The sequence below is a fragment of the Paraburkholderia sprentiae WSM5005 genome (assembly GCF_001865575.2).
In the GTDB taxonomy this organism is placed as follows: domain Bacteria; phylum Pseudomonadota; class Gammaproteobacteria; order Burkholderiales; family Burkholderiaceae; genus Paraburkholderia; species Paraburkholderia sprentiae.
The window spans coordinates 618,465-639,012 of sequence record NZ_CP017562.2; the positions used below are offsets into that span (position 1 = coordinate 618,465).

Sequence of the window (20,548 nt, forward strand, 5' to 3'; positions counted from 1 at the left end):
GAAGGCGCTCGCGCGGCGCTTACGCGACCGGGCGCGTGGGGCGGCGGCGGGCGGCGAGCGCGTCGCGTGTTTGCATCGCGGTGTACGTGAGCTGCGCGGCGGCAACACCGAGCGCGCCGTACGTGCGCGTGAGGCCGAAGGTCGCGAACGCGTCGGGCACCGGCCGTTCGCCGGCGATGGCCGCGGCCAGCAGTTCGCCCGACACCGTGGTCGGCGCCATCCCGTGTCCGCCGAAACCGACCGCGTACCAGACGCCGTCCACGCTGCGGCCGATCTGCGGCATCTTGTGCCGCGCATAGCTCATCAGGCCGCCCCATGCATGCTCGACGCGCACGCCACGCAACTGCGGATAGACCTTCAGCAGATCGTGTCGCAACAGTCGCGCGATCGCCGCGGGCTCGCGATCGCGCACCGAGATGCGGCCGCCCCACAGAATGCGCGTGTCGGGCAGCGGGCGGTAGTAGTCGAACGCGAAGCGGGTGTCGTAGATCGCAGCGCGCGTGGCGAGCGCGTCGTGCAATCGTTCGCCGAGCGGCTCGGTCGCCATCACGTACGTCGCGATCGGCAGCACCGCGCGCTCGACGCGCGCGTACACGTTGCGCGCATAACCGCCGCCCGCCATCACGACGTGGCGCGCGTCGAACCCGCCTTGCGGCGTCTCGACGACGAAGCCCGTACCCTCGCGCCGCAAGCTCGCGACCGGGGAGCGCTCGTGGATCGTCACGCCCGCTTGCGCGGCCGCCGCGGCAACGCCGACAACGTATTTGAGCGGATGAAAATGGAATGCGTTGCGCTCGAACAGGCCGCCGTGATAGCGACTCGTTTTCAGCAGCGCGGCGAGTTCGCCGGCCGCGATCGGCTCCCAGTCGATGCCGAACGAATCGCGCATCAGACGCCGTTGCGCTTCGAGACGCGCGGGTTCGTCGAACCAGTTCGCGAGGATCACGCCGGCATCGGTTGCGTCGCAATCGATCCGGTAGCGCGCAATGCGTTTGCGCATCAGCTCGAGCGCGTCGGTGGTTAGCGCATAGAGCTCGCGCGCGCGAGTCGGCCCGAGCGTCTTCAGCAGGTCGGCGCAATCGAGGCTGTAGCCGCCGAACACGAAGCCGCCGTTGCGTCCGGATGCGCCGAAGCCGACCTGTTGCGCTTCGAGCACGACGACGTCTTCGACGCCGCGCTCCGCGAGTCCCAACGCGGTGGAGAGTCCCGCGAGTCCGCCGCCGACGATACAGACGTGCGCGCTGCGTCGGCCGGTGAGTGGGGCGTAGGCGGACGAACGGCTGACGGTGGCTTCGTAGAAACTTTGCATGCGGCGCGAGCCTGTAAACAGACCCAAGCGTAGCGGCAATCGTATGCCGCCGTCCACCCCGCGTCAGTCCGCACGTCGGCAGGCGCCCCGCTGCACTTCAACGTGTCATCGACCCCAGCGCAACACGAGCGGATCCAGCCGGCGCGCGATCTTCAACAGCCCTTCGCGCGTCGCCGGATGCATCTGCGGCAGCGGGTCACGCACCGCGTCCGAACGGATCACGCCGCCTTCCTTCATCAGCGCCTTGCACGATGCGAGGCCGCCCTGGCGGTTCTCGTAGTTGATCAGCGGCAGCCACTGCTGATAGTGCGCGGCGGCGGCTTCGGTATCGCCGGCCGCATACGCATCGACGATCAGGCGGATGCCGTCGGCGTAACCGCCGCCCGTCATCGAGCCGGTCGCGCCCGCATCGAGATCGGCCATCAGCGTGATCGCTTCCTCGCCGTCCCACGGACCGACGATCGCGTCGCCGCCCAGTTCGATCAGCTCGCGCAGCTTGTTTGCGGCCTGCGGCGTTTCGATCTTGAAGTACGACACGTTTTCGATCTCGCGCGCCATGCGGGCGAGGAACGGCGCGGACAACGGCGTGCCGCTGACCGGCGCATCCTGGATCATGATCGGGATCTGGATTGCATCGGACACCGTCCGATAGAACGCGTGAATGCCGCGCTCGCCGATACGGATCGTTGCGCCGTGATACGGCGGCATGACCATCACCATCGCGGCGCCCGCGGCCTGCGCGGCGCGGCTGCGCTCCGCGCACTGGTACGAGCTGAAATGCGTGGTCGTGACGATCACCGGCACGCGGCCCGCGACGTGTTCGAGCGCGACATGCATCAGCGTGTTGCGCTCGTCGTCGGACAGCGCGAACTGCTCGGAGAAGTTCGCGAGAATGCACAGGCCGTTCGAGCCGGCGTCGATCATGAAATCAAGGCAGCGCTTCTGGCCTTCGAGGTCGAGGCGGCCGGCGTCGTCGAAAATAGTCGGCACGACGGGAAAAACGCCGCGCAGGGCGGTGGACTGTGACGGTTGGCTCATGGCGATGTGGTCCGTGCTGGAATGGAAGGGTTGCGCGTGGGCTCGCGAACGAGCGAACGAGCGGCGCAATGCGATGATCGTCTCCGTTGCTGACTATACGGCGCGAGGCCTCGCAGGTATATTGAATTGTTTCCATACCGTGATCGCTTTTGCGACTCACCCCACCGATGAAAGACACGCTCAACGTCTTGCTGTCGAAGCTGCGCATGAAGCAACTGCATCTGCTGATCGCGCTCGACGATCACAAATCGCTGCACAAGGCCGCTGGCGTGATGGCCATGACGCAATCGGCGGCGAGCAAGGCGCTGCAGGAACTGGAATCGATGCTCGACGCGCCGCTTTTCGAACGCTCGAAAAGCGGCATGATCCCCAACCAGCTCGGCCATTGCGTGATTCGCTACGCGCGCGTCGTCACGACGGATCTCACCGCGCTCTGTCAGGACGTCGCCGAAATACGTTCGGGGCGCGGCGGGCGGCTTGCGCTCGGCGCGATCATGGGCGCCATTCCCGACTGTGTGGTGCCCGCGCTGAATCAATTGCATGCGGCGCAACCTGATCTGTCGATCGAGGTGGTCGAGGACACCAGCGCGCGGATGCTCGCGCAGCTCGACGACGGCCGGCTCGATCTGGTGGTGGGCCGCGCGGCGGTCGCCGCCGACCCGTCGAAGTATCAGTATCGTCCGCTCGGCGACGAGCCGCTGGCGGTGGTGGTCGGTTATCAGCATGCGCCGTTGCCGCGCCGCGAGATGACGCTGCGTGATCTCGCCGGGCATCGCTGGGTCATGTATCCGTCGCATATGCCGCTGCACGCGCTGCTCGAACGCGAGATGGATCTGGCGGGTCTCGACATGCCCGACAATCCGATTTCGACGGCTTCCACTTTCGTGACCGTTGCGCTGCTGCAAGGCAGCGCCGAGCTGGTTTCGCTGCTGCCGAGCTCGATTGCGGGGCCGTTCGTGCGGCACAAGATGCTGCGAATCGTGCCGGTCAGGCTCAAATCGCCATCGCAGACTTTCGGCATCGTCACACGCAACGGCGGCGTGCTGTCGCCGCCGGCGGAACGGTTTATCGCGCTGCTGCGCGCGCAGACACAACGAGCGCAACCGAAAGCGCGAGCTTAGGTGTGGCCCGGACGGGACCTCAAGCCGTCCGCGCGCTTGCCGGTAAGAATCCCCGCCAAAAAGCGACAGATTTCGGCAGGGCCCGTCAGAAACGGCAAAACCGCCCGGAAAGGCGGTTCGGTAGTGCTCTGAAAGACTTTCAATATCTCATGCCGGTTCGAGTTTTGTCATCCGCCGTCGGCAGTTGTTGTAGCGGCGACACTGACGGGCAAATTAGAACCGGTGACGGCTTCTGGATCCGAGCTACACTCATTTGAATGAAGTGAGCCAGGCCCCATGCCCTGGCCATCGCTCGGGGAGAGCAGCCATGAATCGGCCACCGCTTCGGTTTCCGCTTCGCGCGACCGGTGCCGCGCCCGTCCGGACTTGGCGGTGGCTCAAATGGGGGCTGGCCGCGTTCCTGCTGCTGGCGGCGGCGCTGATCGCGCGTCTCGTGCAGATCGAGATCGAAACCTCGCGGCTGCAGGCGCGATACCTTTCCGAGCTGACGCGCGACGTCGGTTTTTCCCTCGCCGACGGGCCCAGCCATTCCATCCGCTTTCCGCAAGCCGACAAGGGACCGTACGACACGCGCCTCGGCTATGCGCTCTTGCCTGCCATCCAGCAGCGTCTGTTGCAACATGGCTTCGAAATCAGCTCGCAGGCGCGCGATTCGGAACGCATGCTGTCGCTAGCCGATGACGGCCTGTTCCTGCCTTACGACGAAAAAGACACGGCGGGCCTGCAATTGTTCGACGGCACCGGCGTGCCGCTCTACAGCGTGCGGTTTCCGGGCCGCGTGTACGACAGCTTCGACGCCATTCCGCCCCTGCTCGTGAACTCGCTTCTGTTCATCGAGGACCGCTATCTGCTCGACCCGAATCAGCCGAACCGCAATCCGGCGATCGACTGGGGGCGCTTTAGCCGCGCGCTCGTCGATCAGGGCGCGCGCGTTTTCAATCGTCATCAGCAGACGCCGGGCGGCAGCACGCTCGCGACGCAGATCGAGAAATTCCGTCACTCGGCGGGCGGCCGCACCGCGACGCCGCCCGAAAAGCTGCGGCAAATCGCGTCGGCGTCGGTGCGCGCTTATCTGAACGGACCGCAAACGCTGCCCGCGCGCGAACAGATCGTGGTCCATTATCTGAACTCGGTGCCGCTTGCCGCGCAGCCTGGCGTCGGCGAAATCAACGGGATCGGCGATGGCCTCGCCGCCTGGTATGGGCGCGATTTCCGCGAGACCAACCGGCTACTGAAAGCGCCGTCCACCGACGCGAATCTGTCCGAGCAGGGCCTCGCGTTTCGCGAAGCGCTGTCGCTGATGATTGCGCAGCGTGCGCCGTCGTTTTTTCTGCAGCGCGGCTATCCCGAACTCGAACGGCTGACCGACAGCTATTTGCGGTTGCTCGCAAGTGGCGGCGTGATCACCGCGCAGTTGCGCGATGCGGCGCTGGCGGCCCACGCCGATCTTCATCGCGCGCCGCGCGGCACACCGGATATCGGCTCGTTCGTGTCGCGCAAGGCCGTCACGTCGATGCGCTCGCATCTGCTCGCCGCGCTCGGCGTGCGCAGCTTCTATGAACTGGACCGCCTCGACGCGCAGGCGACCGGCACACTGAACAATGACGTGCAACAGGCCGTTGCCGAGCGCCTCGCCGCGGCCGCGACGAAAGACGGTGCGAAGGCCGCGGGTATCGTCGGCTATGAAATGTTGCGCGCGTCCGACGATCCGTCGCATATCGCTTACAGTTTCACGCTGTTCGAGCGGCACGGCGACGCGAACCTGGTGCGGGTGCAGACCGACAGCGTGAACCAGCCGTTCGACATCAATTCGGGTGCACGCCTCAATCTCGGCTCGACCGCGAAACTCCGCACCGTCATCACGTATCTGCAGATCGTCACCGAATTGCATACCCGTTACGCGTCGCTGAGCACGGCCGAGCTGAAGGCGATCACGCCCGATCCGAACGATCGGCTGACGCGCTGGGCGATCGACTATCTGCTGCACACCCGCGATCATTCGCTCCAACCTATGCTTGACGCGGCCGTCGAGCGCAAATACTCGGCGAGCCCGGGCGAAACGTTCTTTACGGGCGGCGGCGCGCAGAGCTTCACGAACTTCGAGTCCGACGACAACAGCCGCATCCTGACCGTGCATCGCGCGTTCCAGCATTCGGTGAACCTCGTGTTCGTGCGGCTGATGCGCGATATCGTGCACTATGAAATGGTGCAGACCACCGGGCCGTCGTCGCAATGGCTCGGCGATCCGGCGACCCGCAAGATGTACTTGACGCGCTTCGCCGATCAGGAAAGCCGCGTGTACATGAAGCGTTTCTACACGAAATACCACGGCAAGACGCCTGAACAGCAGATCACGCTGTTGCTGCTTGGCGTACGCAAGTCGCCGCCGAAAGTGGCGACCGCGCTGCGCAGCGTCGCGCCGGATCAATCGAACGCGTGGTTCAACAAAATGATGTACGCGGCGCTGAAAAACACGCCGGCGGCTTCGATGCTCGACGACGAAGACCTCGCGAATCTCTACGACAAGTACGGCATCAACCGCTTCAATCTGAACGACCGCGGCTATATTTCGAGCGTGCATCCGCTGGAGTTGTGGACGCTGAACTATCTGCGCTCGCATCCCGACGCGACGCTCGCGCAAGTCGAAAGCGCGAGCCAGGACGTGCGCCTGTCCACCTACTCGTGGCTCTTCAAGACGCGCTACCACGTGACTCAGGACCACCGCATCAAGCGCATGGTCGAGTTGCGCGCGTACGACGCGATCGGCAAATCGTGGCAAGCGCTCGGTTATCCGTTCGCGTCGCTGACGCCGTCGTATGCGGCGGCGATCGGCGCGTCGGGCGATCGTCCGGCAGCACTCGCGCAACTGATCGGCGTGATCGCGAACGACGGCAACAAGGTGCCGACCGAAACGCTGACGCAAATCGACTTCGCGAAAGATACGCCGTACGAAACGCATTTCAAGCGCGCGGTGGTCGCGCCGCAGCAGCAGGTGTCGCCGGAGATCGCCGGCGAAGTGCGGATGCTATTGCGCGACGTCGTGACGGGCGGCACCGCGCGGCGTCTGGCGCAAGGCATGACGTTCCCGAACGGCGAAACGCTCGCCGTCTACGGCAAGACCGGCACCGGCGATCAGCGCTTGAACGTGTATGCGAAGGGCGCGCGGCTCATCGAGTCGCGCAAAGTGAATCGCAGCGCGACCTTTGTGTTCGCGCTCGGCGACCGTTTCTACGGCACGCTGACCGCGTGGGTGCATGAGCCGTATGCCGCGCGCTACGACTTCACGAGTGCGCTGGCCGTGCAGTTGCTGAAGTCGATGGCACCGGCGTTGCAGCCGTTGCTCGACACGCCGGTTGACAAAACGGTGAGCGCGCCGCAGGCGGAGTCGGTGCCGCCCGCGGCGAAGCTTGCGTCGAAGTGAACCGATGATGCATCTCGTGATGCGAGCGAACAGCGGGAACGTGACTCACCGCTCGTCGTAACCCGCCTCCGACGCCGCCGGCTTCAGAAACAGTTCATGGACCGGCGCGAAATGCGCATACAGCGGCAGAATCGCGCCACCCATCGCGCGCGCGTCGGCGCCGATCGCACCTTCGAGCAATTGCGGCCGCACCATGCCTTCCCATTCGAAACGATCGAGCACGCGCTCGGTGCGGCGAATGATCTCGCGCAGCAATAGCCGGTCGAACTCGCCGTCGATCACGACCGCTTCGAGATCGAGCAACGCGGCCGCATTGGTTAGCGCGTTCGCGATCGCCGGGCACGCGCCGTCGAGCCATTGCTCGGTATGCCGCCATAACTCGGGCGATAGCGCGCGATGATCGTGCGCCGCGGCGGCCGGCGCGCCCGCATCGCTGAACAGTTGTTCGAGCACGAAGCCCGACGCCGCGTGCAGCAACTGCCGCGCGGGTTTGCGTGCGCCGCCTTCGCGCAGCGGGATCGAACCGACCGCGCCCGCATTGTCGTGCGGGCCCCCATGCAGACGGCCGTCGATCACCAGACCCCCGCCGATGAACGTGCCGACGAACAGATACAGGAAGTTGTGGATGCCGCGGCCCTGGCCCATCACGAGCTCGGCCGCGCATGCGGCCGTGGTGTCTTTCGCGAACTCGACGGGTAGGCCGGTCATCGTCGCGATGCGCGCGCGCAGATCGATGTCGTTCCAGGCGTCGAGCGCGTCGGGCGGCGCGCCGAGAAAATCGCGCCAGCCACCGAGCCACAACGGCGCCGCGACGCCCACGCCGACCAGCTTGCCGGCCTTCGCGCCGAGCATCTCGTTCACGCGCGAGAGTTTGTGTTCGAGCGCGGGGAACAGCGTACGCGGATCGGGATACGCATACTCGAACACGTCGCGGCACACGATGCGCCCGGCGAAGTCCATCGCGAGCACGTCGAGACTGCGGCGTCCGACCTTGACGCCGATCGTGTAGGCGCCGTCCCCGCACAACGCGATCGGCACCGACGGCTGGCCGATGCGCCCGCGCACGCGCGCCTGTTTTTCGAGCAGGCCGTCGACGATCAGCCGGTCGACGATCATCGACACCGTCTGCATCGAAAGACGCGTGAGGCGGCCGACCTCGGCCTTCGGCAGTGGTCCATGCAGGCGGATCGTTTGCAGCACGATGCGCTCGTTGAATTGCCGCATGCCGACCTGATTCGAACCGACCGTGCGTTTGACCGGCGAACGCGTGCTGGTGCTGGAAGGGTCCATTGTCGTGTCTGGCCCTGGCTCAGCGGCTTGAGCGGCGCGTCATGCGATCGCCTTGACGTCCGCTTCCTTCGCGCCGGTCATGATCGCGACCGCTTCCGACATATGCACGTCCTTCGTATTGACGAGCGCCGCGCGCCGGCCAAGCCGCTGGATATGGATGCGGTCCGCGACCTCGAACACGTGCGGCATGTTGTGGCTGATCAGAATGACGGGCAGGCCGCGCTCGCGCACGCGCCGGATCAGTTCGAGCACCATGTTGCCTTCCTTCACGCCGAGCGCGGCGGTGGGTTCGTCGAGAATCACCACGTGGCGCGCGAACGCCGCGCTGCGCGCGACGGCGACGCCTTGGCGCTGGCCGCCGGAGAGCGTCTCGACCGCCTGGCGCATCGAGCGGATGCCGATCTGCAGATCCTTCATGGCCGTGGTCGCTTCCTCGAGCATGCGGCGCTTGTCGATCATCTTGAAGAGCGAACCGCGCCAGCCGGGCTTCAGCAATTCGCGGGCGAGAAACAGGTTTTCGGCGATGCTCATGGCCGGCGCGACGGCGAGTTCCTGATACACGGTTTCGATGCCTTGCGCGCGCGCATCGAGTGGGCTGCGGAACTTGACCGGCTTGCCGTCGAGCAGAATCTCGCCTTGGTCGGGCACCGTGGCGCCCGAGAGCGCCTTGATCAGCGACGATTTGCCCGCGCCGTTGTCGCCGATCACCGCGAGGATCTCGCCGGGCAGCACTTCGAAATCGCAACCGTCGAGCGCGGTCACGTTGCCGTAACGTTTGATGAGTCCGCGTGCCTGCAGAACCGGCATGGCGGGGGAGGCGGAGGTAGAAGCGGAGATAGAAGTCGGCGTCGACATGACAGGGCTCCTGTGCGGGCTCAACGGCCGCGGTGCGAGAGTTTATCGGCGGCGACCGCGAGAATCACGAGGATGCCGGTGATCAATACCTGATACACGGAAGAAACACCGATCAACGTCAGGCCGTTGCGGAATACGCCGACGATCAACGCCCCAAGCAACGTGCCGACGATCGATCCGCGTCCGCCGAACAGACTCGTGCCGCCGAGCACGACCGCGGTGATGCTGTCGAGGTTCTCGGTCTGGCCGGCCTGCGGATCACCGACGCCGGTGCGTGCCACCGACAGCAGCGCGGCGATGCCATAGATCGCGCCGGCGAGCGTGTAGACGGTCAGCAGAATCCGCTGCGAGGACAAGCCCATCAGCCGCGCGGCCTCGGCGTTGTTGCCGAGCGCGTACAGATGGCGGCCCGGTACCGTGTCGCGCAGCACGAACCACGTGGCCAGATACATCAGCAGCGTCAGCACGGTGCCGTACGTGACTTCCGCCGGTCCGAGCCTGAACGTGTTGCCGAAGAACATGATCGCGTCGGGCAGGTTCGACACGCTTTCCGCGTTCGAGTAGATCTGCGTGAGCGCGAACGCGATATTCAGCGTGCCGAGCGTGACGATGAACGCGGGCAGCTTGATGCGCGTGATCAGCACACCGTTCAGCAGACCGAACAACGTGCTCCCGGCGACGCCGCACAGAATCGCGAGTACGGGTGGTACGCCAAGCACGACCGCGAACTTGGTCATGATGATCGAGCCGAAGGCCATCACCATGCCGCAAGACAAATCGATGCCACCGGTCAGCACGATCAGGGTCTGGCCGATCGCGATGACCGCGACGACCATCGTCTGTTGCAGGATCAGCGACAGGTTCTGGAACGATAGAAAGCGGCTGCTCTGCGAGATAAAGAATGCGCAGGCCAGTACCAGCGCGATCAGCGGTCCGATCTCGGAAAGCGACGGCAGATGTTCGGTGAAAGACGGGCGCGGCCGTCCGGCGGGCGCGGAGGGAGTCGACATGATGGCAGTCCTCGATACATGAGCGTGACGCGAAGGTCACGCGGCAAATCAGATGGCGGCCCGATGCGACGCGCAACGGGCCGCTGTGCAATGCGCGTTACTTGTTGCCCCAGCAGTTGTCGAGACCGAACTTGGTGTCCTTGCTGTCGATGCCGGACATCGGCTTGTCGGTGATCAACGTGACGCCGGTGTCCTGATAGCCGGAAACCTTCTTGCCGGTTTTCGCGTATTCGACGCCGGCGGTGACGCCGAGCGCGGCCATCTTCAGCGGATACTGCTGCGAGGTCGCCGCGATCGCGCCGGCCTTCACGTTGCGCACGCCTTCGCAACCGCCGTCGATCGACACGATCATCACGTCCTTGTCCTTGCCCGCTGCCTTCAGCGCGCGATACGCGCCGGCCGCGGCCGGTTCGTTGATCGTGTAGACCACGTTGATGCCGGGTGCTTTTTGCAGGCAGTTTTCCATCGCCGTCTGGCCTTTCGCCTGATCGCCGCGCGTGTCCTGGCTGCAGACGATCGACGGATCGCCTTCCTTGACGCCGAAGCCTTCCAGGAAGCCGTTGTGACGCAGCACGCCGACCGACACGCCCGGCGCGAGATCGAGCGTTGCGATCTTCGCGGGCTTGCCGTTCAGCGCGGCCTTCGCGTATTTGCCGATCAGCACGCCGGCCTTGAAGTTGTCGGTGGCGAACAGGGCGTCGGTCGCATCCTGCGGATCGGTCGGCGTATCGAGCGCGACGACCATCACGCCGGCCGCGCGCGCCTTTTTGATGCTGGGCACGATCGCCTTGGTGTCGCTCGGCGTGATCAAGATCGCTTTCGCGCCGGCCGTCATCATGTTTTCGATCGCGGTGACCTGGCTCGCGTTGTCGCCGTCGAACTTGCCGGCGGCCGTGATCAGTTTGGCGCCGTCTTTCGACGCGGCCGCGTCCGCGCCCTGGCGCATCTTGACGAAGAACGGGTTCGTATCGGTCTTGGTGATCAGGCCGATGACGGGCTGGTCGGCGGCCTGGCTCGCGCTCGCGCACCACAGCGCCGCTGCCGCGGCGCACATCGATACGATTGTCCTGGCGACAGGACGCCTGCGGGAATTCAGATTCATGAGACGCTCCTCCGGTTATTGGCAACGACTTTTGGTACTGCAGATGGACCGAAGCTGCGAAGCCGTGTGCTCCGCGCTCGGCGATGACGCTTCGACGCAATGTTCGTCGGAAGGGAATCGCCTAAATCACTTTGGTTGATTTAGTACAGCAGGTGCGCGGCCGGTCGTCAAGGCAATATGAAACGCGGAAATTTGCCGCGCTGGCGATCACGTGCAGGCTGATAGCCTTGTGTGGCAAGGCTTTGACGCCGTCTTGCGGTGCGCAACGGTGCGCCTCGGCTTCGGGAAAATCCCTGGCTCGATTGAAAGCTGTTTGAATGCTTAATGGCGACTTTCCGCGCAATTTGCGGCGCGTCACGCGTTTTCGCTGAGCGCCGAATACCGAGCAGCCGGCGCGGCGGAATAGCGCTTGCTCGCGTCGACAGAACGTCAACCTGTCGGAGAGGCGCATGGATGTGCATGGGTCGCAGCGACGGCTCGGCGCTCGCGGATCACTGCTCGCCGCCGCCGTGGTGATTGGCGTGCTGTACGCGGGCAGCACGATGGTCACGCCGCTCTATCCGCTGTATCAACGCCGGTTCGGCTTGTCCGAGCTGACCATCACGCTCGTGTACGCGACTTACGTGATCGGCAATCTCGGCGCGTTGTTTCTCTTCGGTCGCGTGTCCGACCAGGTCGGGCGCCGATCGGTCAGTCTGGTCGTGCTCGCAGCGGCGATCGCGAGCACGCTGTGCTTCCTGTTCGCCACCCATGCGGCGTGGCTGTTCGTCGCCCGCGCCGTGAGCGGTCTCGCGATCGGCGTCGGCGCCGCCACGGCAACCGCGTGGATCGCGGAATTGCACCCCGGCGCCGACAAGGCGCCCGCTAGCCGCCTTGCCGCGGCGGTCAATCTGGCCGGGCTCGCAGTGGGGTCGTTGCTGACCGGTCTGCTCGCGCAATTCGCGCCCTGGCCGTTGCGCACCGTGTTCGCCGTTTATCTGTTGACGCTTCTGCTTACCGCGGCGTTGACGGCGCTCGCGTGCGAAACGGTGCAGGCGCGCGCCCGGTCGTTTGCGCAGGTGTCGTTCGCGCCGCGCATCGGTGTGCCCGCGCAATTGCGCGTGGCATTCGTCGTGCCCGCGGTCACCGCATTCGCGACCTTCGCGCTGCTCGGCTTTTTCGCGGCGCTGTTGCCCAATCTGATCGCTAACAGCATGCATCTGCACAGCCCCGCGCTGAGCGGGGCGCTCGTCGCCGAACTGTTCGCCGCGAGCACGATCACGGTGATCGTCACGCCGACACTCACCGCCCGCACCGCGATGCTCGCCGGACTGTGGCTGCTGCCCCCGAGCCTCGGGTTGCTGCTGTGGGCGCAGGTGGTCGCGTCGATCGCGGTGTTGATCGCGGCGACGGCGCTGTGTGGCATCGCAGCCGCGCTCGGGTTTCGCGGCAGTCTGCAGGAGATCAACCGGCTCGCGCCCGCGGACCAACGCGCCGAAATGCTATCGGCGTATCTGCTGTGCTGCTACACCGGCAACTCGTTGCCGGCGGTCGGCATTGCGCTGCTGTCGACCCGGGTCGGACATTTGTGGGCGAACGTCGCGTTCGCGGTGGTCTCCGCGGCATTGGCCTTTATTGCGTTGGCGGTCGGTGCGCGCCAGCCGCGTCACGCGAGTTGACGCACCGCAAGCTGACCGAACTCCGTCGATCGCAACGTCAGCTCGCAGTGGTGACGGCGACCTCAACGCGAACGCGGCACGGCGGTCGACGCGCGGACGATCAGTTTGGGCTCGGACGAAATTCGCATCGGCACGCGCGCCGCCACCTCCCGCGCGCCGCGTCCCGCCTGCCCGTACGACGTCTCGATCAGCTCGCGCAACAGTGCCACCGCAAGTCCGGCGACCTCGACCGTCGGCACGGCCACCGTCGTCAGCGCGGGGCGCGACTCGCGCGCGAGCTGGATGTCGGTGATGCCGATCACGGACAGGTCCTGCGGCACGTGAAGGCCCAGATCCGCGGCCGCGTGCAGCGCGCCGAGCGCGGGCAAGTCGTTGGTCGCGAAGATCGCGCTCAGTTGCGGATCGGCTTCGAGCAGCGCGCGCGCCGCGAGGTAGCCGCCGTGGATCGTGTCGGCCGCGTGCCGCACGCGATTCTTCGTCACGCCGGCCGCGCGCAACGCATCGATGAAACCTTCGTAGCGCGCCGCATGAATGCCCGACGCCTTGCTGCCGACGATCGCACCAAAACGCCGATGCCCGAGTTCGAGCAGATGCTCGCCGGCCAATTTGCCGGCCAGCCGGAAATCGACCGCGACGCACGGCAGCCCAGGCGGCTCGTTGGGCCGCTCCCACATGCACAGCACGACCGGCGTGCCACGCGCTTCGGTGTTGCGCAGATCGGCGAAATCGAGATTCGCGTTCGTGACGAGCACGCCTTCGGACAAGGTGCCGGCGATCTGGTCAAGGTACGCGCGGCCGCTCAGTGGATCTTCGTTGGTATTGCAGATGATCACGAAGTGGCCGCTCGTGCGCGCGGCACGTTCGACCGCAAGCGCGAACTCCGGATAGAACGGATTGGCGATGCTCGACACCATCAGCGCAAGCGTCGGCGCGCGGCCCTCGGCAAGCGCACGCGCTGCAAGATGCGGCCGATAGCCGAGCGCCGCGACCGCGTCGAGCACGCGTTGCCGGGTCGTTTCGCCAACCCGGCCGCGCTTGCGCAGCACGTTCGACACCGTGGCTGGCGTGACGCCGGCATGACGCGCGACTTCGCTGAGTGTGGGCATGATGTTCTCAATAGTTGGGATGGCTGTCCGACATTTGCATCGCAACGCGAGGCGCGGCAACATCTGTCGGCGAACAAACGTACAAAACGATCTCGGAGACAGACCTATCGATCGCCTTGCGATCGATTTTTTGGTCTTGCTGATTAAGCGCTTAATCTCCGACTTCGCGCCGATTAAATCACGGAGTCGATGCAATGGCGAGCATTTCGTTACGAGGCGTGCAGAAGGCGTATGGCGACGGTGCACCGGTGATTCGCAACGTCGATCTGGACATCGGGGAAAACGAGTTCTGCGTGTTTCTCGGTCCGTCGGGCTGCGGTAAGTCCACGCTGCTGCGCATGATCGCCGGGCTCGAGGATGTGACCGACGGCGACCTGTCGATCGGCGGGAGCATCGTCAACGACGTGCCGGCCGCGCAGCGCGGCGTCGCGATGGTGTTCCAGAGCTATGCGCTGTTTCCGCACATGAGCGTGTTCGAGAACATGGCGTTCGGCCTGAAGCTCGCGAAGACCCCCAAGGATGAAATCGAGCGCAAGGTGCGCGAAGCCGCGCGCGTCCTGCAACTCGAAGCGCTGCTCGAGCGCAAGCCGAAGGCGCTGTCGGGCGGGCAGCGGCAGCGCGTCGCGATCGGCCGCGCGATCGTTCGCGAGCCCGGCGTGTTTCTGTTCGACGAACCGCTGTCCAATCTCGACGCAACCTTGCGTGGGCAAACCCGCGTGGAAATCGCGCGTCTGCATAAGCAGTTTGCGAAGGCGAGCGTGGTCTACGTGACGCACGATCAGATCGAAGCGATGACGCTGGCCGACAAGATCGTGCTGCTGCATTCGGGCAAGGACACCGAGCGCTACGGCAGCATCGCGCAGATCGGCGCGCCGCTCGAGCTGTATCACCGGCCCAGGAGCCGCTTCGTAGCCGGCTTTATCGGCTCTCCGCGCATGAATTTCCTGCCGGGCAAGGTGACGTCTCTCGATGCGCAAGCTGTGCTCATCACGCTCGATCACACTGGCGAGAACGTGCGCGTGCCGGTGAGCAGCGCGGGATTACAGCCGGCGCAACCGGTCACGCTCGGCGTGCGTCCCGAGCATCTCGAGTTCGTCGATGCATCGGCAGCCACGCTCGCGGCGACCGCGCAAGACGGCGTGCTCGCGCGCACCGTGTCGCTCGTCGAGCAGCTCGGCGAGCACAGCTATGTTCACCTCGATCAACCGGGCGGCGCCGTGCTGATCGCCAAGGCGCCCGGCAACACGCGCCTGGTTCCCGGCGATCGCGCAAGCCTGCGCGTGTCGCGCACGGCCTGTCATCTGTTTACCGAGGACGGCTTCGCGGCCGCATCGCTCGAATCCGTCGAACATTACGCTTGAAGAACATTGGGGACATAGGGATGCGTATCGGAGTCTGTTATTACCCGGAGCACTGGCCCGAGTCGATGTGGGAAGACGACGCGCGGCGGATGAAAGCGCTCGGCATCGAGCAGGTGCGAATCGCGGAATTCGCGTGGAGCCGGATCGAGCCGACGCCTGGCGAATACGATTGGGGCTGGCTCGATCGCGCCGTCGACGTACTCGGCGCGGCTGGCCTGAAGGTCGTCATGTGCACGCCGACCGCGACGCCGCCGAAGTGGCTGATCGATCGTCATCCCGACATCCTGCCGGTCGGCGCCGATGGACGCCCGCGCGGTTTCGGTTCACGGCGTCATTACGATTTCTCGTCGCCCGCGTATTTCGAGGCGTCGCGGCGCATCTGCAGCGCGGTGGCCGAGCGTTACGGTCAGCATCCGGCGGTCGCCTACTGGCAGACCGATAACGAATTCGGCTGTCATCACACCGTCGTCAGTTATTCGCCGGCCGCGGTCGCGCGCTTTCGCGAGTGGCTCAAGGCGCGTTATCGCACGATCCAGGCGCTGAACGAGGCATGGGGCACGGTGTTCTGGAGCATGGAATACCGCGGCTTCGAAGACATCGACGCGCCTGTCGGCACCGTGACCGAGGCGCATCCGTCGCATCGGCTCGACTACCGGCGCTTCGCCTCCGACGAAGTGGCGCGCTACAACCGCATGCAGGTCGAGATCATTCGCGCGCACTCGCCGGGGCGGCCCGTCGCGCACAACTTCATGCAGCTCTTCACCGAGTTCGATCATTACAAGGTCGCGGCCGATCTCGACGTCGCGGCGTGGGACAGCTATCCGCTCGGCGGGCTCGAAGAGCAGTGGTTCGCGCCGGACGTCAAGGCGCGCTGGTTGCGTAGTGGTCATCCGGATTTCGCATCGTTCAATCACGATGTGTATCGCGGCATGTCGAAGCTGCCGTTCTGGGTGATGGAGCAGCAGCCGGGACCGGTGAACTGGGCTCAGTGGAACCCGGCACCGCTGCCGGGCATGGTGCGGCTGTGGAGCTGGGAAGCGTTCGCGCACGGCGCGGGCTGTGTGTCGTATTTCCGCTGGCGTCAGGCGCCGTTCGCGCAGGAGCAGATGCATGCGGGGCTCAATACGCCCGACAACCGGCTCGACGTTGGCGGCAGTGAAGCATCCCAGGTGGCGTCGGAAATCCACACGGTGCTCGCCGCACATGCCGATGCCAACGCGCAGATCCGCTCGAAAGTCGCGCTCGTCTACGACTACGAAGCGAAGTGGTTGTTCGAGATTCATCCGCAGGGCGCGGACTTTCACTATCCGCGGTTTGCGTTCGAGTACTACTCGGCTTTGCGCGCGCTAGGACTCGACGTCGATGTCGTGCCGGTCGATGCATCGTTCGATGGCTATAGCCTTATCGTCGTGCCGCCGCTGCCGGTCGTGCCTGACGATTTCGCCGAACGTCTGACGCGCTCGGGCGCGCAAGTCGTGCTCGGTCCACGCACCGGTTCGAAGACGCGCGAGCTGCGGATTCCGGCGAATCTGCCGCCTGGCGCATTGACGTCGGTGCTGCCGCTGCGCGTATGGCGCGTCGAGTCGATGCGGCCGAACGTGACCGAAGCGGTGCTGCTCGGACAGACAGGCGGTACGGCCGATGGTGTCGCGCGGCACTGGCGCGATTTCATCGACAGCGATGGGCCCGCTTCATTCGACGTGCGCGCGCGTTTCGCGGACGATCATCCGGCGTACGTGCGAAGCGGCGCGTATCACTACTTCGCGAGCCTGTTCGACGACGCTTTGACCATGCGCCTGTTCGCGCGGATCGCGCAGGAAGCGGGCCTCGACACGCAGGCACTCGGCGATAGTCTGCGCATCAGCCGTCGCGGCGGACTGACCTATGTGTTCAATTACGGCGATCAAGTCCACACGCTCGACAACGTATCGGACGACGCATTCGTGATCGGTTCGCACGAGGTGGCGCCGCAAGGTGTGGCGGTCTACCGCTCGCAATAGAAGTTGGCCGTAGCAATCCCATGCAGTGATTCGACATCGAAGCGACAACGACGCAAAAATCATCAAAGAAAGGAGACAGTCAGAATGAAATTGAAACCACGCAAGATTCTGCTGGCGCTCGCGCTGGCCGCGGTTGCCGCGGGAACCTCCGTCGCCAGCACCGCGCAGGCGAGCACGCTCGCATTGAACATCGCCTACAAGGGCGCGGGCCAGCGCGCGGTGTGGCAGCAGGTGGTCGACGAGTTCAAGAAAGCGCACCCCGGAATCGACGTGAAGGTGTCGTTCATCGATGAAGAAGCCTATAAGGTTCAGTTACCGGGCTGGCTTTCCACTGTCGCGCCCGATATCGTCAACTGGCATGACGGCGAACGCATGGCGTATTACGCGCAGCGCGGCCTGTTCGACGATCTGACCGGCGACTGGCAGAAGAACGGCTGGAACGACATGTATGCGTCGACGAAAGAAGCATCGTCGTACAAGGGCAAGCAGTATGCCGCGCCGACCGTGTACTACTCGTGGGGAATGTTCTATCGCAAGGACCTGTTTGAGAAGGCCGGCATCAAGGGCGAGCCGAAAACGTGGGACGAGTTTCTCGATGCCTCGAAAAAGCTGAAGGCCGCCGGCATTACGCCGATCGCGGTGGCGGGCCGCGATGCGTGGACGCTTGCCGGCTGGTTCGACTATCTGGATCTGCGCCTGAACGGCAACGCGTTTCATCAGAAGCTGATGGCCGGCGAGATCCCGTACACCGATCCGCGCGTGAAGAAGGTCTATACGACGTGGAAGCAACTGATCGACGACGGCTACTTCATCAATAATTCACTGTCCTACGATCTCGACGCGGTGCAGCCGTTCCTGTTCCAGGGCAAGGCCGGCATGATGCTGATGGGGACCTTCATTGCGGCGGGTTTCCCCGACAACGTGAAGCCGCAGATGGGATATTTCCAGTTCCCGATCATCGACGCCAAGGTGCCGACCGCCGAGGATGGGCCGGTCGAATCGCTGCATATTCCATCGAAGGCGAAGAACAAGTCCGATGCGCACACGTTCCTTGCTTTCGTCGAGACGCCCGAGATCGGCGCGCAACTCGGGAAGGGACTGGGCTCGTTGTCCGCGAACAGCAAGTCGCCCGAGCCTGAAGATGCGGTTTCGAAAATCGGCTTCCAGATCCTGTCGAATACGAAGGGCGGTATCGCGCAGTTCTATGATCGCGACATGACGAAGGAAATGGCCGACGAAGGGATGAAGGGGATGCAGCAGTTCGTCTCCGATCCGTCGAAAGTCGACGACATCCTCGCGCAGCTCGAACAGACGCGTCAGCGTATCTACAAGAAGTGAGCGGCGGCGGCCGCAAGGCCGCTGTCCGATGCATCGGATCGGGAGATTGATCGTGTCGCATTCCGTCAGCCGGCATAGCGTCGGCGGTCCTGTTGAAGCGGGCGCACCAGGCTTGCCGGCGTCAGGCGGCGCGCTGGGCGGTGCGTCCGTCCCATCGCGCCGGCGCGGGCCGACACCGACCGCGCGGCGGCAGCGGCGCGCCGCGTTCCTGTTCCTCGCGCCGGCCTGCTTCATGGTGGCGGTGTACGTGGTGTGGCCGATCGTCTCGACGATCCGCCTGAGCTTCTTCAACTGGGATGGGATGACCGAGCCGACCTTCATCGGCCTCGCGAACTACATCGAGCTGCTCCATACGCCGACGTTCTATACGGCGCTGAAGAACAACCTGATCTGGCTGGTGCTGTTCCTGCTCGCACCGCCAATGGGTCTCGGCGTCGCGCTGTATCTGAATCAGGCGGTGGCCGGCATCCGTATCGTCAAGTCGCTGTTTTTCGCGCCGTTCGTGTTGTCGGGCGTCGTGGTCGGGCTGGTATTTTCATGGTTCTACGATCCGACCTTCGGCCTGCTCGCGATGATCCTCGGTCACGGCGTGCCGGTGCTCGGGGACCCGCGCTATGCGACGTTCGGCATCGTGTTCGCCGCGCTGTGGCCGCAAACCGCGTACTGCATGATTCTGTATCTGACCGGCTTGACGACGTTAAACGCCGAGCAGATCGAAGCTGCGCGAATGGAAGGCGCGCAGGGGTGGTCGATGCTATGGCATGTGATTCTGCCGCAATTGCGGCCCACGACGTTCATGGCGATCGTCGTGACGATCATCGGCGCGCTGCGCAGCTTCGATCTGATTTCGGTGATGACGGGCGGTGGTCCGTTCGAAAGCTCGACGGTGCTCGCCTATTTCATGTACGACCAGGCGATCAAGTATTACCGCATCGGCTATTCGGCGGCGATCGCGGTGGTGCTGTTCGGCATCATGCTCGTGTACATCGTTTATCACCTGCGGCGGATGCTGCGCGCCGAGCAATAAGGAGCCGCTGATGTTTCCGATTCCGATCGACAAATGGAAGCCGGCCACGCGCCGTGCGTACAAGCTGACGCTGCCGATTGCACTCGTGATCTGGCTGCTGCCGATGATCGCGGTACTCGTCACGTCCGTGCGTTCGACCGAAGAGCTGAGCGAGGGCAACTACTGGGGATGGCCGAAGCACTTCGCGATGTTCGACAATTATCGCGAGGCATTGACGACGTCGCCGATGCTGCATTACTTCTGGAACAGCGTGCTGATCACGTTGCCTTCGGTGGTGGGCTCGATCGCACTCGCGGCAATGGCGGGCTTCGCGTTGGCGGTCTATCGCTTTCGGGGCAATTCGACGCTATTCGCCACGTTCGTCGCGGGCAACTTCGTACCCGTCCAGGTGCTGATGATTCCCGTGCGCGACCTGTCGTTGCAACTCGGGCTGTTCAATACCGTGAGCGCGCTGATTCTGTTTCATGTGTCGTTTCAGACCGGCTTTTGCGCACTGTTTCTGCGCAACTTCATCAAGCAGTTGCCGTTCGAACTGGTGGAGGCGGCGCGCATCGAAGGCGCGAACGAGTGGACCGTGTTCTTCAGGATCGTGCTGCCGCTGATTCGTCCCGCGCTCGCGGCGTTGGCGATCCTGGTGTTCACGTTCGTGTGGAACGACTATTTCTGGGCGTTGTGTCTGACGCAAGGCGATGACGCGGCACCGATCACCGTCGGCGTGGCCGCGCTGAAGGGGCAGTGGACGACCGCGTGGAATCTCGTTTCGGCGGGATCGATTCTGGCGGCGCTGCCGTCGGTCGCGATGTTCTTCGCGATGCAGAAGCATTTTGTCGCGGGCTTGACGTTCGGCGCGACGAAGGGGTGAAGAGGTTTGCGCGCGGTCACGCTGCGTAGACTGCCGCCGCGTTCCTCCAT

16 protein-coding genes are annotated in these 20,548 nt (G+C 64.6%); 8 read left to right on the top strand and 8 right to left on the bottom strand.

The genetic code is table 11. The features are described from left to right. Nucleotides 1-19 precede the first annotated feature (19 nt). Both BJG93_RS19570 and BJG93_RS19575 read right to left on the bottom strand, forming a co-directional pair. The gene (locus tag BJG93_RS19570) at nt 20-1,309 is read right to left on the bottom strand and encodes an NAD(P)/FAD-dependent oxidoreductase (RefSeq protein WP_027195958.1); all 1,290 of its coding nucleotides are present in this window, start codon (nt 1,307-1,309) and stop codon (nt 20-22) included. Nucleotides 1,310-1,414: 105 nt separating this feature from the next. Next, nucleotides 1,415-2,347, bottom strand: coding sequence for a dihydrodipicolinate synthase family protein (locus BJG93_RS19575; RefSeq protein ID WP_027195959.1), 933 nt, complete (start codon nt 2,345-2,347; stop codon nt 1,415-1,417). A 167-nt stretch (nt 2,348-2,514) separates the two neighbouring features. Here BJG93_RS19575 and BJG93_RS19580 point away from each other — a divergent pair, with 167 nt between their 5' ends. Continuing rightward, the gene (locus BJG93_RS19580; RefSeq protein WP_027195960.1) at nt 2,515-3,468 is read left to right on the top strand and encodes a LysR family transcriptional regulator; all 954 of its coding nucleotides are present in this window, start codon (nt 2,515-2,517) and stop codon (nt 3,466-3,468) included. Between the two features lie 307 nt (nt 3,469-3,775). Further along, a complete protein-coding gene (locus tag BJG93_RS19585; protein WP_027195961.1) occupies nt 3,776-6,889 on the top strand; it encodes a biosynthetic peptidoglycan transglycosylase in 3,114 nt (1,037 codons plus the stop codon). A gap of 45 nt (nt 6,890-6,934) precedes the next feature. Here the strand turns inward: BJG93_RS19585 and BJG93_RS19590 are convergent, their stop codons facing one another. The 5 genes from BJG93_RS19590 to BJG93_RS19610 all read right to left on the bottom strand — a co-directional run bounded on the left by BJG93_RS19590 (nt 6,935) and on the right by BJG93_RS19610 (nt 11,597). Continuing rightward, complete coding sequence (locus BJG93_RS19590) at nt 6,935-8,179, bottom strand: ROK family transcriptional regulator (protein WP_027195962.1); 1,245 nt, start codon at nt 8,177-8,179, stop codon at nt 6,935-6,937. Between the two features lie 39 nt (nt 8,180-8,218). Further along, nucleotides 8,219-9,016 (bottom strand): ATP-binding cassette domain-containing protein, encoded by a 798-nt coding sequence (locus tag BJG93_RS19595; protein WP_407675329.1) that lies wholly within the window; start codon nt 9,014-9,016, stop codon nt 8,219-8,221. Between the two features lie 38 nt (nt 9,017-9,054). Next, entirely contained in the window at nt 9,055-10,044 is a 990-nt protein-coding gene (locus BJG93_RS19600; RefSeq protein ID WP_027195964.1) for an ABC transporter permease, read from the bottom strand. Nucleotides 10,045-10,141: 97 nt separating this feature from the next. Then, a complete protein-coding gene (locus tag BJG93_RS19605) occupies nt 10,142-11,146 on the bottom strand; it encodes a sugar ABC transporter substrate-binding protein (RefSeq protein WP_027195965.1) in 1,005 nt (334 codons plus the stop codon). A gap of 121 nt (nt 11,147-11,267) precedes the next feature. After that, entirely contained in the window at nt 11,268-11,597 is a 330-nt protein-coding gene (locus BJG93_RS19610; protein ID WP_154671752.1) for a hypothetical protein, read from the bottom strand. Between BJG93_RS19610 and BJG93_RS19615 the strand changes: the two genes are divergently transcribed. Continuing rightward, nucleotides 11,596-12,804 (top strand): MFS transporter, encoded by a 1,209-nt coding sequence (locus tag BJG93_RS19615; RefSeq protein ID WP_027195966.1) that lies wholly within the window; start codon nt 11,596-11,598, stop codon nt 12,802-12,804. The genes BJG93_RS19610 and BJG93_RS19615 overlap by 2 nt on opposite strands. A gap of 62 nt (nt 12,805-12,866) precedes the next feature. Here BJG93_RS19615 and BJG93_RS19620 read toward each other — a convergent pair whose 3' ends face one another. Continuing rightward, entirely contained in the window at nt 12,867-13,910 is a 1,044-nt protein-coding gene (locus BJG93_RS19620) for a LacI family DNA-binding transcriptional regulator (protein ID WP_027195967.1), read from the bottom strand. 194 nt (nt 13,911-14,104) lie between these two features. On the opposite strand from BJG93_RS19620, the gene BJG93_RS19625 reads away from it, so the two are divergent. From BJG93_RS19625 to BJG93_RS19645, 5 genes are all read left to right on the top strand, one after another. Next, nucleotides 14,105-15,271, top strand: a complete 1,167-nt coding sequence (locus BJG93_RS19625; protein ID WP_027195968.1) for an ABC transporter ATP-binding protein — start codon at nt 14,105-14,107, stop codon at nt 15,269-15,271. 20 nt (nt 15,272-15,291) lie between these two features. After that, a complete protein-coding gene (locus BJG93_RS19630) occupies nt 15,292-17,271 on the top strand; it encodes a beta-galactosidase (protein ID WP_027195969.1) in 1,980 nt (659 codons plus the stop codon). 84 nt (nt 17,272-17,355) lie between these two features. Beyond that, nucleotides 17,356-18,609, top strand: coding sequence for an ABC transporter substrate-binding protein (locus tag BJG93_RS19635; protein WP_027195970.1), 1,254 nt, complete (start codon nt 17,356-17,358; stop codon nt 18,607-18,609). Nucleotides 18,610-18,661: 52 nt separating this feature from the next. Further along, nucleotides 18,662-19,636: a carbohydrate ABC transporter permease gene (locus tag BJG93_RS19640; protein WP_027195971.1), complete on the top strand. Its 975-nt coding sequence runs from the start codon at nt 18,662-18,664 to the stop codon at nt 19,634-19,636. Nucleotides 19,637-19,646: 10 nt separating this feature from the next. Then, nucleotides 19,647-20,498 (top strand): carbohydrate ABC transporter permease, encoded by an 852-nt coding sequence (locus BJG93_RS19645; RefSeq protein ID WP_027195972.1) that lies wholly within the window; start codon nt 19,647-19,649, stop codon nt 20,496-20,498. Nucleotides 20,499-20,548 lie beyond the last annotated feature (50 nt).

Bases quoted from the DNA above. Each gene is read 5' to 3' on its own strand.
- BJG93_RS19570 (WP_027195958.1), bottom strand. From the start codon at position 1,309: ATGCAAAGTTTCTACGAAGCCACCGTCAGCCGTTCGTCCGCCTACGCC.
- BJG93_RS19575 (WP_027195959.1), bottom strand. From the start codon at position 2,347: ATGAGCCAACCGTCACAGTCCACCGCCCTGCGCGGCGTTTTTCCCGTC.
- BJG93_RS19620 (WP_027195967.1), bottom strand. From the start codon at position 13,910: ATGCCCACACTCAGCGAAGTCGCGCGTCATGCCGGCGTCACGCCAGCC.
- BJG93_RS19630 (WP_027195969.1), top strand. From the start codon at position 15,292: ATGCGTATCGGAGTCTGTTATTACCCGGAGCACTGGCCCGAGTCGATG.
- BJG93_RS19645 (WP_027195972.1), top strand. From the start codon at position 19,647: ATGTTTCCGATTCCGATCGACAAATGGAAGCCGGCCACGCGCCGTGCG.
- BJG93_RS19625 (WP_027195968.1), top strand. From the start codon at position 14,105: ATGGCGAGCATTTCGTTACGAGGCGTGCAGAAGGCGTATGGCGACGGT.
- BJG93_RS19600 (WP_027195964.1), bottom strand. From the start codon at position 10,044: ATGTCGACTCCCTCCGCGCCCGCCGGACGGCCGCGCCCGTCTTTCACC.
- BJG93_RS19580 (WP_027195960.1), top strand. From the start codon at position 2,515: ATGAAAGACACGCTCAACGTCTTGCTGTCGAAGCTGCGCATGAAGCAA.
- BJG93_RS19605 (WP_027195965.1), bottom strand. From the start codon at position 11,146: ATGAATCTGAATTCCCGCAGGCGTCCTGTCGCCAGGACAATCGTATCG.
- BJG93_RS19590 (WP_027195962.1), bottom strand. From the start codon at position 8,179: ATGGACCCTTCCAGCACCAGCACGCGTTCGCCGGTCAAACGCACGGTC.
- BJG93_RS19585 (WP_027195961.1), top strand. From the start codon at position 3,776: ATGAATCGGCCACCGCTTCGGTTTCCGCTTCGCGCGACCGGTGCCGCG.
- BJG93_RS19610 (WP_154671752.1), bottom strand. From the start codon at position 11,597: ATGCGCCTCTCCGACAGGTTGACGTTCTGTCGACGCGAGCAAGCGCTA.
- BJG93_RS19635 (WP_027195970.1), top strand. From the start codon at position 17,356: ATGAAATTGAAACCACGCAAGATTCTGCTGGCGCTCGCGCTGGCCGCG.
- BJG93_RS19615 (WP_027195966.1), top strand. From the start codon at position 11,596: ATGGATGTGCATGGGTCGCAGCGACGGCTCGGCGCTCGCGGATCACTG.